General features: G+C 70.0%; 12 protein-coding genes. 11 read left to right on the top strand and 1 reads right to left on the bottom strand.

Features of this window, described 5'->3' with window-relative positions; genetic code table 11:
- Nucleotides 1-34 precede the first annotated feature (34 nt).
- The 3 genes from HHX37_RS18125 to HHX37_RS18115 are packed head-to-tail and all read left to right on the top strand — an operon-like array spanning nt 35 to nt 1419.
- Entirely contained in the window at nt 35-430 is a 396-nt protein-coding gene (locus HHX37_RS18125) for an ArsR/SmtB family transcription factor (protein ID WP_182880697.1), read from the top strand.
- Nucleotides 363-845: an SRPBCC family protein gene (locus tag HHX37_RS18120; RefSeq protein ID WP_182886155.1), complete on the top strand. Its 483-nt coding sequence runs from the start codon at nt 363-365 to the stop codon at nt 843-845. The genes HHX37_RS18125 and HHX37_RS18120 overlap by 68 nt, the downstream gene beginning before the upstream one ends.
- Nucleotides 832-1419 (top strand): TIGR03086 family metal-binding protein, encoded by a 588-nt coding sequence (locus tag HHX37_RS18115; protein WP_138461135.1) that lies wholly within the window; start codon nt 832-834, stop codon nt 1417-1419. The genes HHX37_RS18120 and HHX37_RS18115 overlap by 14 nt, the downstream gene beginning before the upstream one ends.
- A gap of 52 nt (nt 1420-1471) precedes the next feature.
- Here HHX37_RS18115 and HHX37_RS18110 read toward each other — a convergent pair whose 3' ends face one another.
- Nucleotides 1472-2326, bottom strand: coding sequence for a PAC2 family protein (locus HHX37_RS18110; protein ID WP_117410600.1), 855 nt, complete (start codon nt 2324-2326; stop codon nt 1472-1474).
- A 218-nt stretch (nt 2327-2544) separates the two neighbouring features.
- On the opposite strand from HHX37_RS18110, the gene metH reads away from it, so the two are divergent.
- From metH to HHX37_RS18070, 8 genes are all read left to right on the top strand, one after another.
- On the top strand, nt 2545-6009 hold the full coding sequence (metH, locus tag HHX37_RS18105) for a methionine synthase (RefSeq protein WP_182880694.1): 3465 nt from the start codon (nt 2545-2547) through the stop codon (nt 6007-6009).
- 112 nt (nt 6010-6121) lie between these two features.
- On the top strand, nt 6122-6763 hold the full coding sequence (locus HHX37_RS18100; RefSeq protein WP_117410598.1) for an HAD family hydrolase: 642 nt from the start codon (nt 6122-6124) through the stop codon (nt 6761-6763).
- Nucleotides 6764-6837: 74 nt separating this feature from the next.
- Complete coding sequence (locus HHX37_RS18095; protein ID WP_182886154.1) at nt 6838-7317, top strand: cellulose synthase; 480 nt, start codon at nt 6838-6840, stop codon at nt 7315-7317.
- Between the two features lie 393 nt (nt 7318-7710).
- Nucleotides 7711-8676: an ABC transporter permease gene (locus HHX37_RS18090; RefSeq protein ID WP_182874669.1), complete on the top strand. Its 966-nt coding sequence runs from the start codon at nt 7711-7713 to the stop codon at nt 8674-8676.
- Nucleotides 8677-8720: 44 nt separating this feature from the next.
- Nucleotides 8721-10481: an ABC transporter substrate-binding protein gene (locus tag HHX37_RS18085; RefSeq protein WP_182880692.1), complete on the top strand. Its 1761-nt coding sequence runs from the start codon at nt 8721-8723 to the stop codon at nt 10479-10481.
- Between the two features lie 73 nt (nt 10482-10554).
- On the top strand, nt 10555-11571 hold the full coding sequence (locus HHX37_RS18080; RefSeq protein WP_182874582.1) for an ABC transporter permease: 1017 nt from the start codon (nt 10555-10557) through the stop codon (nt 11569-11571).
- Nucleotides 11568-12593, top strand: a complete 1026-nt coding sequence (locus HHX37_RS18075; protein ID WP_182874583.1) for an ABC transporter ATP-binding protein — start codon at nt 11568-11570, stop codon at nt 12591-12593. Before HHX37_RS18080 ends, HHX37_RS18075 begins: the two co-directional genes overlap by 4 nt.
- On the top strand, nt 12590-13678 hold the full coding sequence (locus tag HHX37_RS18070; RefSeq protein ID WP_182880690.1) for an ABC transporter ATP-binding protein: 1089 nt from the start codon (nt 12590-12592) through the stop codon (nt 13676-13678). Before HHX37_RS18075 ends, HHX37_RS18070 begins: the two co-directional genes overlap by 4 nt.
- Nucleotides 13679-13904 lie beyond the last annotated feature (226 nt).

Raw genomic sequence — 13904 nt, 5'->3', positions numbered from 1 at the left:
AGGGTTCTTTCAACCAGCGGGTTGAAAGAGGGTGATGGCTACGGACGCGCTGTCCCGGGTCTTCGCGGCCCTCGCGGATCCGACCCGGCGCGACATGGTCGCCCGGCTCTCGGAGGGCGACGCGACCGTGAGCCGCCTGGCCGAGCCGTACGGGATGACGCTGCAGGCCGTCTACAAGCACCTGCGGGTGCTGGAGGACGCCGGGCTCGTCAGCCGTCCGCGCGGGCCGCAACCCCGGCCGGTACGCCTTGAGGCCCACGCCTTCGAACTCATGGGCACCTGGATCGAGCGCCACCGGGAGCGCGTCGAGCGGCGCTACCGCCGCCTCGACGCGGTTCTGGCGGAGATGGACGGAGACGAGAATGGACAGGATCACGGAGACGATCATCGAGGCCGACGCGAGCGTGCCGGTGATCCGGATGGCTCGTGACTTCGCGGCGACGCCCGAGCGGCTGTTCCGCGCGCACACCGATCCCGTGTTGTTCGCCCGGTGGGTGGGTCCCGACACCACCGTCACCCGGATCGAGCACTGGGACGCGCGTACCGGCGGGAGCTGGCGGTACGTCTCGGTGCACGACGGCACGGAGTACGCCTTCCGCGGCTGCTTCCACGAGGTACGGCCGGACCGTATCGTGCAGACCTTCACGTTCGAGGGCGATCCCGACGGGGTCGCGCTGGAGACGCTGTGGTTCGAGGACCTGGGCGACGGCCGCACGCGGCTGCGGACGCAGTCGCTGACCGAAAGCTTCGAGAGCCGCGACGCGTGGCTGCGCAGCGGCATGGAGGTCGGTGTCGACGACGGGTACGCGAAGCTGGACAGGATGCTCGCCGATGACGCTGTCTGACCGCCCCGCCGAGCGGCACCGCCAGATCGCCGGGCTGTTCACCGACCGGGTCCGCGGCGCCCGGTCCTGGGACGCGCCGTCCCCGGTCGCCGGCTGGGCCGCCCGCGACGTCGTGCGGCACCTGACCGGATGGCTCCCCGGGTTTCTCGCCTCGGGCGCCGGTGTCGAACTGCCCCACGGGCCGTCCGTGGACGAGGACCCGGTCGCCGCGTGGCAGGTGCACTGCGACGGCGTGCAGGCCGTGCTGGACGATCCGGAGACGGCGCACCGGGAACTCGCCAACCCCCACGTCGGCAGCCTGCCTCTCGGCGCCGCGATCGACCGGTTCTACACCGCTGACGTGTTCATGCACACCTGGGATCTCTCCAGGGCCACGGGCCAGGACGACCGGCTGGACCCCGGCTTCTGCGCCCTGCTCCTCGCCGGGATGGAGGGGATGGAGGAGGTCATGCGCTCCTCCGGCCAGTTCGGCGCGCGGGTCGAGGTGCCGGGCGACGCGGACGCGCAGACCAGGCTGCTGGGATTCATCGGCCGGGACCCGTTCTGGCGGGGCGCCGGGCCGGACGTCCCCTGACGGCGGAGAACGGCCCCGGCCGCTCTCGACGCGGGCGCCTGACGCCGCCGGATCAGCGGTCGGTGCCGCGGTCGCGGCGGCGCAGGTAGCGCTCGAACTCGGCGGCGATCGCGTCCCCACTGGCCTCGGGGAGCTCGGCGGCGTCCTTGCGCTCCTCCAGCTCCTTGACGTACTCGGCGACCTCGGTGTCCTGCGCGGCGAGCTCGTCCACGCCGTGCTCCCAGGCCCGCGCCTCCTCGGCCAGGTCGCCGTACGGCATGGGGATGTCGAGCATGTCCTCGATGCGGCGCAGCAGCGCCAGCGTCGCCTTGGGGTTGGGCGGCTGGGCGACGTAGTGGGGGACCGACGCCCACAGGGACACGGTCTCCAGCCCGGCCGTGCCCAGGGTGTGCTGGAGCACGCCGACGATGCCGGTCGGGCCCTCGTACTTGTTCAGCTCCAGGTTGAGCGCGCGGGCCAGGCCGAGGTCGCTCACGGAGCCGGTGATCGGCACCGGGCGGGTGTGCGGCGAGTCGTTGAGCAGCGCGCCGAGCAGGATCGCCAGCTCGACCCCGAGGTCGTGGCAGAGCCCCACGAGCTCCGCGCAGAACGAGCGCCACCGCATGTTGGGCTCGATGCCGCGCAGCAGCACCACGTCGCGCTTGGCGCCCGGCGGGCGGGCCAGCAGCAGCCGGGTGGTCGGCCAGACGACGGAGCGGGTGAGGCCGTCGCCGAGCTCGATCACCGGCCGCGTCACCTGGAAGTCGTAGTAGTCCTCGGGGTCCAGCTCCACGAGTGGCGTGGCCTTCCACTCGGCCTCGAGGTGCGCGAGCACGCCGCTGGACGCCTCGCCGGCGTCGTTCCACCCCTCGAACGCGGCGATCAGCACCGGGTCGACGAGCTCGGGGAGCCCTTCGAACTCGATCACGCGCCGCCTCCCTCACTGGCCCTATGCAGTATGGCTCACTCCAAGACTATTCGGTGAGGGGCCCCGCCCGTCACCTTCGCCGGGCACACCCGCCCGTGGCGCGGCCCCGACCTGCGGCGATGTCAGAGGGTGCGGAAAGGCCCGCCCCTTCTCCACCGGTCCTCCCCTTTCGGTGCGCGGAATCGGTGATCCGCCCGGCGGGCCGATAGTCTTTCTCCATGACCAGCAGACCGTCCTTCCGTACCGTGCTGTCCGAGCGAGTTCTGATCGCTGACGGGGCCATGGGGACGATGCTGCAGTCCTACGACCCCACCCTTGACGACTTCCAGGGCCACGAGGGCTGCAACGACGTGCTCAACGTGAGCCGTCCCGACATCGTGCGGGCCGTCCACGACGCCTACCTGGAGGTGGGGGTCGACTGCGTCGAGACCAACACCTTCAACGCCAACCGTGCGGCCCTCGGCGAGTACGGCATCGAAGACCGCATCTTCGAACTGTCCGAGGCCGGCGCGCGCCTCGCCAGGGAGCGGGCCGACCACTGGTCGACGCCGGACCGGCCCCGGTTCGTCCTCGGCTCGATGGGTCCCGGCACGAAGCTCCCCACGCTCGGCCACCTGCCGTACGAGACGCTGCGCGACGCCTACCGGGACAACGCCGCCGGCCTGATCGCCGGCGGGGCCGACGCCCTGATCATCGAGACCTGCCAGGACCTGCTCCAGGTCCGGGCGGCCGTCGTCGGCGCGAAGCGGGCCGTCGAGGCCGCCGGGCGGGACGTTCCGATCATCACCCAGGTCACCATCGAGACCAACGGCGCGATGCTGCTCGGCTCCGAGATCGGCGCCGCGCTGACCGCGATCGAGCCGCTCGGCGTCGACCTGATCGGGCTCAACTGCGCCACCGGCCCCGCCGAGATGAGCGAACACCTGCGCTACCTGGCCAGGCACGCCCGCGTGCCGCTCTCGTGCATGCCCAACGCCGGGCTGCCGCAGCTCACGTCCGACGGCGCCTACTACCCGCTGAGCCCGGGCGAGCTGGCGGACGCGCACGAGAACTTCACCCGCGACTACGGGCTCGCCCTCGTGGGCGGCTGCTGTGGCACGACCCCCGAGCACCTGCGCCAGGTGGTCGAGCGGGTCGGCGGGCGCGCCCGCGGCGAGCGGCGCCCCCGTCCCGAGGCCGGCGCGGCCTCGCTGTACCAGCACGTGCCGTTCCGGCAGGACACGTCGTATCTGGCCATCGGCGAGCGGACCAACGCCAACGGCTCCAAGGCGTTCCGCGAGGCGATGCTGGCGGGCAACTACGAGGAGTGCGTCGAGATCGCCCGGGCGCAGGCCCGCGACGGCGCGCACCTGCTGGACCTGTGCGTCGACTACGTCGGCCGCGACGGCGTGGCCGACATGAAGGAACTGGCGTTCCGCTTCGCCACCGCCTCGACGCTGCCGATCGTGCTCGACTCGACCGAGCCGGCCGTGCTGGAGGCGGGCCTGGAGATGCTCGGCGGCCGGGCCGTGATCAACTCGGTGAACTACGAGGACGGCGACGGCCCCGACTCGCGGTTCCAGAAGGTCATGCGCCTGGTGCGGGAGCACGGCGCGGCCGTGGTCGCGCTGACCATCGACGAGGAGGGCCAGGCCCGCACCGCCGAGTGGAAGGTGCGGATCGCCGCCCGGCTCATCGAGGACCTGGTGCACAACTGGGGCATGCGGGTCGAGGACATCATCGTCGACTGCCTGACGTTCCCGATCGCCACCGGCCAGGAGGAGACCCGGCGCGACGGTATCGAGACGATCGAGGCGATCCGCGAGCTCAAGCGCCGTTATCCGACCGTGCAGACCACGCTCGGCGTCTCCAACGTGTCGTTCGGTCTCAACCCGGCCGCGCGCATCGTGCTGAACTCGGTGTTCCTGAACGAGTGCGTCAACGCGGGGCTGGACTCCGCGATCGTGCACGCCTCCAAGATCCTGCCCATGAACCGGATCCCGGACGAGCAGCGCCAGGTCGCGCTCGACCTGGTGTACGACCGCAGGCGCGAGGGCTACGACCCGCTGCAGCGGTTCATGGAGCTGTACGAGGGCGTGGACGCGGCGTCGATGAAGGCCGGGAAGGCGGCCGAGCTGGCCGGGCTGCCGCTCTGGGAGCGGCTCAAGCGGCGCATCATCGACGGCGAGCGCAAGGGCCTGGAGGCCGACCTCGACGAGGCCCTCGCCCAGCGGCCCGCACTGGAGATCATCAACGACGTGCTGCTCGACGGCATGAAGGTCGTCGGCGAGCTGTTCGGCTCCGGCGAGATGCAGCTGCCGTTCGTGCTCCAGTCGGCCGAGGTGATGAAGACGGCCGTGGCCTACCTCGAACCGCACATGGAGAAGGTCGAGGGCAGCACCAAGGGCCGCATCGTGCTCGCCACGGTGAAGGGCGACGTGCACGACATCGGCAAGAACCTCGTCGACATCATCCTGTCCAACAACGGCTACGACGTGGTGAACCTCGGCATCAAGCAGCCGGTGTCGGCGATCCTGGAGGCCGCCGAGGAGCACCGGGCCGACGTGATCGGCATGTCCGGGCTGCTGGTGAAGTCCACCGTCGTGATGAAGGAGAACCTCGAGGAGCTGAACTCCCGGGGTCTTGCCGGAAAGTTCCCGGTGCTCCTCGGCGGCGCCGCGCTGACCAGGGCGTACGTCGAGCAGGACCTGGCCGACGTGTACCGGGGCGAGGTCCGCTACGCCCGTGACGCGTTCGAGGGCCTGCGCCTGATGGACGCCTTCATGGCGGTCAAGCGCGGGGAGGACGGCGCGTCGCTGCCGCCGCTGCGCGCGCGCCGGGTGAAGACCGGGGCGGTGCTGACGCGGACCGCGGAGGAGGACGTCCCGGCCCGCTCCGACGTCGCGGCGGACGTTCCCGTGCCTGTCCCGCCGTTCCTCGGCGACCGGGTGGTGAAGGGCATCCCGCTGGCCGACTACGCCGCGTTCCTCGACGAGCGGGCGACGTTCATGGGCCAGTGGGGCCTGAAGGCCGCCAGGGGCGGCGACGGCCCGTCGTACGAGGAACTGGTCGAGACGGAGGGACGGCCCCGGCTGCGGATGTGGCTGGAGCGCCTGCAGACGGAGAACCTGCTGGAGGCGGCGGTCGCCTACGGCTACTTCCCCTGCGTGAGCGAGGGCGACAACCTGATCATCCTCGACGAGGACGGCAAGGAGCGCACCCGCTTCACCTTCCCGCGTCAGCGCCGCGACCGCCACCTGTGCCTGGCCGACTTCTTCCGCTCCCGCGAGTCGGGGGAGGTGGACGTCGTCGGCCTCCAGGTCGTCACGATGGGCAACCGCGTCAGCGCGGCCGCGGCCGAGCTGTTCGCGAAGGACGCCTACCGCGAATACCTGGAGCTCCACGGCCTGTCGGTGCAGCTCACCGAGGCGCTGGCCGAATACTGGCACGCGCGGGTGCGGTCGGAGCTGGGCATCGGCGGCGACGAGTCGCTGGCCGACATGCTCAAGGTGAACATCACCGGCTGCCGCTACTCCTTCGGCTACCCGGCCTGCCCCAACCTGGAGGACCAGGTGCAGGTCATGGAGCTGCTCGACCCCGCGCGTATCGGCGTGACGCTGTCGGAGGAGTTCCAGCTCCACCCGGAGCAGGCCACCTCCGCCCTGGTCGTCCACCACCCCGAGGCGAAGTACTTCAACGTCTGACCGGGCACCCGGACGGGCGCCGCAACGTCCGACCGGCCGTCGTCGCGCCCACGCGGCCCCCGTACCATGTCAGTCCCCCCTCATCGGGGGTGACCCGGGGGAAAGGGGCCACGTGGACGCCGTGCTGTTCGACATGGACGGGCTGCTCGTCGACACCGAAGGGGTGTGGTTCGAGGTCGAGACCGAGGTGGTCACCCGCCTCGGCGGCACCTGGGGCCCGGAGCACCAGGAGCAGCTCGTGGGCGGCTCCTGGGACCGCACCGTCAGATACATGCTGGAGCTGACGCGGGCGGACGTCGATCCCATGCTGGTGGGGCAGTGGCTGATCGACGGTATGGAGAGCAGGCTGTCGGCCGACGTGACGCCGATGCCGGGCGCCCTCGACCTGCTGCGCGGGCTCGCCGACCACGGGGTGCGCACCGCGCTCGTCACGTCGTCGCTGCGGATCATCGCCGACGCCGTGCTGAAGGCCGTGGGCCGGGAGCACTTCGAAGTGATCGTGACGGCCGACGACGTCACCTGCACCAAGCCCCACCCGGAGCCGTACCTCACGGCGGCGGGCCTGCTGTCGGTCGACCCGGGGCGGTGCGTCGCGCTGGAGGACTCGCCGAACGGCGTGGCGTCGGCGACGGCGGCGGGCTGCCGGGTCGTCGCCGTGCCGGGCGTGCTGCCGATCGCGCAGGCGCCCGGGCGGGTCGTCATGCCGTCGCTGCTCGACGTGGACGTGGATTTTCTCCGGGCACTCGTCCGCTGAATCGGGGTGGCGCGGGCCCCACATGATCGCGTCGCGGATGCCAGGATGGAGGTACGTGACGAAGGGGCCCCGCCATGACTTACAACGACATCGCCTGGCTGCCGGTGTGCGGCGGCCTGACCGCGGTGGGCCTCGTGCTCACCTATCTGGCCTTCCGCCGCAGGGGAGCGGCCGCGGGTCTGCGGGCCGCCGCGTGGTCCCTGCTGCCGCTGGCCGCCTATCTCACCGGGGCGCAGGCCACGCTGTGGAACATCGGCACGGCCGCCGTGAGCTTTGTGACCGGTCTGGTGCTGTCGCCGCTCGCGTGGGCCGGTGTGGCCGTGGCGGGCCTGTCGGCGGTGCTGTTCGTCGTGTCCGGCGCGATGCGCGGCCGCTCGCTCTCCCGGGCCCGTACGGCCCGCCCCGGCCCCGCCGAGACGACACCGGCCGCACCGAAGGCTGAAACGCCCAAGAAGGCGCAAACCACGAAGGCGGCACCACGTCAGGTCGAACAGTCCGCGGCGGACGATTTTTCCGACATCGAGGACATCCTGAAGCGGCGCGGGATCGGCTGAACATCCCACATCGTGGGACCAAGTTACCCGTGGGTGCAATGTTACAGTTCCACGACACAATCGAAACGGGACTCCGACAATCCTTTCAAGATCAACACGAATAAGTTTCTGGTAAATCACAGTTGGGCCACAGGCCTGCTCTGGGGACTGGTCATCCCAGCTCAACGCATACATTGTCCGTTTGCGGGGCGCCGTCGACAGCGGGCCCCGCTGGACAATGTCGTCTGGGACCCAGGGGGCCGTACACCAAATGGCCGCGCGAAGCAAGGTCATGAGCGAACTTCGCTCCTCCGCCTCAGTGCCGTACTCCGGCTCTTCTGAGTGCGCCGCCCGCAGTACAGCGGCCACCGGAGGGGCCCGGTGAGCGCCCCTCTCGACGTCTCCGGTGAGGAGATGCGCGCGGAGCCGGAGGCCGTCGCCAAGGCCGGCGGCGCCCCCATCCAGGGCCGCTCGCTCGGCCAGATCGCCTGGATGCGGCTCAAGCGCGACAAGGTGGCCATCTCCGGCGGCCTCGTCGTGGTCCTCCTGATCCTGGTCGCGATCTTCGCGCCGCTGCTCGTGGGCTGGTTCGGCCATCCGCCGAACGAGTTCCACCAGGAGATGATCGACACCCTGACCATGCAGCCCAAGGGCGGCAGCGGCATCGGCAAGGACTTCCTGTTCGGCGTCGAGCCGGTCAACGGGCGCGACCTGTTCAGCCGGGTCGTCTACGGCGCCCGGATCTCGCTGCTCGTGGCCTTCTTCGCCACGCTCCTGTCGGTCGTGATCGGGACGGTCATGGGGATCGTGGCCGGCTACTTCGGCGGCTGGGTGGACACCCTGATCAGCCGGGCGATGGACATCTTCCTCGCCTTCCCCCTCCTGGTCTTCGCGCTCTCGCTGGTCGGCGTGCTCGGCCAGTTCGAGACCCAGCTCGCGGTGAAGGGCGACACGCTCCGCATCCTGCTGCTGATCTTCGTCATCGGCTTCTTCAACTGGCCGTACATCGGGCGGATCATCCGGGGCCAGACGCTGTCGCTGCGCGAGCGCGAGTTCGTGGACGCCGCGCGAAGCCTGGGGGCGCGTGGGCCCTATATCCTCTTCCGCGAGGTTCTTCCGAATCTGATCGCGCCGATCCTCATCTACGCGACGCTGCTGATCCCGACGAACGTGCTGTTCGAGGCGGCGCTGTCGTTCCTCGGCGTGGGCATCCAGCCGCCCACCGCGACCTGGGGCGGCATGCTGTCGGCGGCCGTGAAGTACTACACGGTCCCGCACTTCATGTTCTTCCCCGGCATGGCGATCTTCATCACGGTGCTCGCCTTCAACCTCTTCGGCGACGGTCTCCGCGACGCGCTCGATCCCAAGTCGTCCCGCTGATCCCTCCGGTTCCCCGGCTCCTACCTACAAGGGGTGCAATACACATGAAGAAGAGATACGCCACACCGGCCTTCCTGGCCGCGGGTGTCGCTCTCTCCCTGGGCCTTTCCGCGTGCGGCGGTGGCGGCGGCGGAGAGACCAAGAACGACTCCGGTTCGGCGGCGGGCAGCCAGGAGGCGCAGGCCAACGCCGGTCTGGAAAGCGTGGTGAACCCCTCCGACAAGAAGGGGGGGACGCTCAAGATGGCCATCACCGAGGCGTGGGACTCCATCGACCCCGGTGACACCTACTACGGTCTGTCGTGGAACTTCTCGCGCATCTACGGCCGCCCGCTGGTGACGTACAAGCCGGCCCCCGGGCAGGGCGGCCGCGAGCTGGTCCCCGACCTGGCGGAGAGCCTCGGCAAGTCGTCCGACGACGGCAAGACCTGGACCTACAAGCTCCGGCAGGGCGTCAAGTTCGAGGACGGCACCCCCATCACGTCCAAGGACGTGAAGTACGCCGTGCTGCGCCAGCTCGACAAGGACACCTTCGTCAACGGCCCGACGTACTTCAACGACTGGCTGGACCTGCCGAAGGACTTCAAGAGCGTCTACAAGACGCCGGACGTCAACACCGACTCCGCCATCGAGACGCCGGACGACCAGACGATCGTCTTCCACCTCAAGAAGGCCTTCTCCGGCTTCGACAACTTCGCCGCGCTGCCCGCCACCGTGCCGGTGCCCAAGGACAAGGACACCGGCATCAAGTACCGCCAGCACCCGGTCGCGTCGGGTCCGTACATGTTCGAGAAGGTCGAGGAGGGCAAGCAGTACACCCTCGTCCGCAACCCGAACTGGGACCAGGCCACCGACCCGATCCGCAAGGCGCTGCCGGATCGCTACGAGGTCTCGCTCGGCGTCGAGGCGAACGACCTGGACAACCGGATCGTCGCCGGCGACCTGCACGTCGACCTGGCCGGCACCGGCGTCCAGGCCGCGGCGGTCGGCACGATCCAGGCCGACCCGCAGCTCAAGAACCGGACCGACAACCCGACCGGCTCCCGGACCTGGTACATCTCGATCCTCGGCGACAACCCGCCGCTGGACAACGTCGACTGCCGCAAGGCGATCATCTACGGCGCCGACCGGGTCGGCCTGCAGAACGCCTACGGCGGCCAGCTCGCCGGCGAGATCGCGACCGGCCTGATGCCGCCGTCGATCGGCGGCTGGAAGAAGCTCGACCTGTACCCGACCGCCACGGGCGACGTCGAGAAGGCCAAGGCGGCGCTGCAGGCCTGCGGCAAGCCCGACGGCTTCGAGACCGTGATGACGTTCCGCTCGGACCGTCCGAAGGAGCAGGCGGCGGCCGAGTCGCTGCAGCAGGCGCTCGCCAAGGTCGGCATCAAGCTGACCCTGAAGGGCTTCCCCACCAGCGAGTACTTCTCCAGCTACGCCGGCAAGCCGGCCTACACCAAGGCCAACAACATCGGCCTCGCCACCAACGGCTGGTCGGCCGACTGGAACACGGGCTTCGGCTTCATGTCGCAGATCGTCGACAGCCGGGTCGTCCGCGCGGCGGGCAACTACAACCTGAGCGTGCGCAGCGACGAGATCGACGGCCTCATCGACCAGGCCAACAGCGAGCAGGACAAGACCAAGAGCGACGCGATCTGGGGCCAGATCGACCAGAAGGTCATGGAGGGCGCCTACGTCCTGCCGGAGGTGTGGTCGAAGGGCCTGCTTCTGCGGGGCAAGGGCCTGACGAACGTGTTCGTCTCGGGCGCCTGGGACATGTACGACTACCTCAACATGGGTGTCGAGTAACCGTTAGGCGACGAGGCAAGGCGCAAGGGGGTCCGGCCGGGCGACCGGCCGGCCTCCCGGAGCCGGGGGAACAGTGGTCTCATATATCATCCGGCGGCTCATCGCCGCGGTGCTGATGCTCGTCGTGGTGAGCATCGTCACCTTCTCCATCTTCTTCGTGATCCCGCGTCTGGCGGGCGTCACGACGATCGACTTCGCGAGCCGCTACGTCGGCAGCAAGGGCGCCTCGGCGGAGACGGTGGCGGCCATCGCGGACAAGCTCGGTTTCAACGATCCGCTGGTGGTGCAGTACGGCAGATGGGTCAAGGGAATCGTCCTGGGCGCCGAATACGACACCGGGGCGAGCGTCGAGCACTGCCCGGCTCCCTGCCTCGGCTACTCGTTCATCACCAAGACGCCCGTGTGGCCCGAACTGCTGGACCGGCTGCCCGTCACCGTGTCGCTCGCCATCGGAGCGTCGATCATCTGGCTGATCGCGGGCGTCGCCACGGGCGTGGTGTCCGCGCTGCGCAGGGGCAGCTTCTTCGACCGGGCCGCGATGGGCGTGGCCCTGGCCGGGGTCTCCCTGCCGATCTTCTTCACCGGCATCATCTGCCTGGTGTTCTTCAGCTACCGGTTCGGCATCACGGCGCCGGGCGGCAGCTACACGGCCATCACCGAGAACCCCGGTGAGTGGGCGTACGACCTCATCCTGCCGTGGATCACGCTGGCCTTCCTCTACGCGGCGAGCTACGCCCGGCTGACCCGGGCGGGCATGCTGGAGACGATGGGGGAGGACTACATCCGGACGGCCCGCGCGAAGGGCCTGCCGGAGTCGAAGGTCATCGTGAAGCACGGCCTGCGCGGCGCGCTCACCCCCATCCTGACGATCTTCGGCCTGGACCTCGGGCTGCTGCTCGGCGGCGCGGTGCTGACCGAGAGCACGTTCTCCCTCCCCGGGCTCGGCAAGTACGCCGTCCAGGCGATCCAGTCCAACGACCTGCCCAAGATCATGGGCGTCGTGCTGCTGGTCACCCTGTTCGTGGTGCTCGCCAACCTGATCGTCGACCTCCTGTACGCCGTCGTGGACCCGAGGGTGAGGCTGGGATGAGCTTCCTGGAACTGAAGGACCTGCGGATCCACTTCCCGACCGACGACGGCCTGGTCAAGTCGGTCGACGGGCTGTCGTTCTCGCTGGAGCGGGGCAGGACCCTCGGCATCGTCGGAGAGTCCGGGTCGGGCAAGAGCGTCACCAGCCTCGGCATCCTCGGCCTGCACAAGGGCGGCCGGGCCCGCATCTCGGGCGAGATCTGGCTGGACGGCGAGGAGCTCGTCGGCGCGAGCCAGGAGCACGTGCGGAGGCTCCGCGGCAAGAAGATGGCGATGATCTTCCAGGACCCGCTGTCGGCGATGCACCCGTTCTACACGGTCGGTAGCCAGATCATCGAGGCCTACCGCATCCACAACGACGTCAGCAAGAAGGTCGCGCGCAAGCACGCGGTCGACATGCTGGGCCGGGTCGGCATCCCGCAGCCGGACCGGCGGGTGGACAGCTACCCCCACGAGTTCTCCGGCGGGATGCGGCAGCGCGCGATGATCGCGATGGCGCTCAGCTGCGACCCCGAGCTGCTGATCGCCGACGAGCCGACGACCGCGCTCGACGTGACCGTGCAGGCGCAGATCCTCGACCTCATGCGCGACCTGCAGCGCGACTTCGACGCCGCGCTGATCATCATCACCCACGACCTCGGCGTGGTCGCCGAGCTGTCCGACGACATCCTCGTGATGTACGGCGGCAAGTGCGTGGAGTACGGCACCTCCGAGGACATCTTCGAGCGGCCCGAGCACCCCTACACGTGGGGCCTGCTCGGCTCGATGCCGCGGCTGGACCGCGAGCCGACCGAGCGGCTGCTGCCGATCAAGGGCTCGCCGCCGTCGCTGATCAACGTGCCGTCCGGTTGCGCGTTCCACCCGCGCTGCGTGTTCGAGGAGCGTACGGGCGGCCTGGCCAAGGTGGAGGTCCCCGAGCTGCTGGAGAGCGAGGGCGGCCACCTGGTGCGCTGCCACCTGCCGGCCGAGCGCAGGCGCGCCATCTGGCAGAAAGAAGTCAAGCCCAACCTGGAGGCTTCGTGAACGAGGAGCCCTTGCTGTCCGTACAGGGGCTGGAGAAGCACTTCCCGGTCACCAAGGGCCTGCTCCAGCGGCAGGTCGGCGCGGTCAGGGCCGTCGACGGCATCAGCTTCGACGTCAGGAAGGGGGAGACCCTCGGCCTGGTCGGCGAGTCGGGATGCGGCAAGACCACCACCGGACGCCTCATCACGAGGCTGATCGAGCCCACCGGCGGGAAGATCGTCTTCGAGGGGCACGACGTCACGCACATGTCCCAGGGGCGGCTGCGCCCGCTCCGCCGGGACGTGCAGATGATCTTCCAGGACCCCTACAGCTCGCTCAACCCCCGCCACACGGTCGGCGCCATCGTCGGCGCGCCGTTCCGGATCCAGGGGATCAAGACCGAGCAGGGCACGAAGAAGGCGGTCCAGGAGATCCTGGAGCTCGTCGGCCTGAACCCCGAGCACTACAACCGCTATCCGCACGAGTTCTCCGGCGGTCAGCGGCAGCGCATCGGGATCGCCAGGACGCTCGCGCTGAAGCCCAAGCTGATCATCGCGGACGAGCCGGTCTCCGCGCTCGACGTGTCGATCCAGGCCCAGGTCGTCAACCTGCTGGAAGACCTGCAGGGGGAGCTCGACCTGACCTACGTCGTGATCGCGCACGACCTGTCGGTGGTGCGGCACATCAGCGACCGCGTCGCGGTGATGTACCTCGGCAAGATCGTCGAGATCGCCGACCGCAAGGGCCTGTACGAATCGCCCATGCATCCGTACACCAACGCGCTGCTGTCGGCGGTCCCGATCCCGGACCCGAAGCGGCGCGCGGGCCGGGAGCGGATCCGGCTGCAGGGCGACGTGCCCTCGCCGCTGAACCCGCCGCCCGCCTGCCGGTTCCACACCCGCTGCTGGAAGGCGCAGGAGGTCTGCCGGACGGTCGAGCCGCCGCTGGAGACGCTCGCCCCCGGCCACCAGGTGGCCTGCCACTTCCCCGAGAACGTCGCCGGGTCCCCGGGAGGCGTCTCGGAGGGCGTCCTGGGAGGCACGGTCTCCACGGGCGCGGTCCCGGCCGAGGCCGCCCCCGCCCCCGAGGGCGGCGCCCTCGCCTGAGTGACCGGCGCGCGGCGTCCTCCGCCGGTACGGCTCCCTCCGTCCTTCCCCCCAGACGGTCCCCGGGAGCCGTACCGGCGGGGCGTGTTCCGCGCCCCCACGGCCACGCCCTGTCTCCGACGGTACCCGGGGCGGGCCCGGCCGGGCATCGGCCGCGCGTACGGCCCGCGCCTGCGCCCACAGGAGGATCCGGCGGGCTTCGCTACTCCCCGAGGAGGAGCGTGCG

The organism is Microbispora sp. H10885, assembly GCF_014161415.1.
GTDB lineage: Bacteria > Actinomycetota > Actinomycetes > Streptosporangiales > Streptosporangiaceae > Microbispora > Microbispora triticiradicis.
Note: the sequence above shows the minus strand (reverse complement) of the source record. Positions and strands in the feature narration are given on the sequence as shown.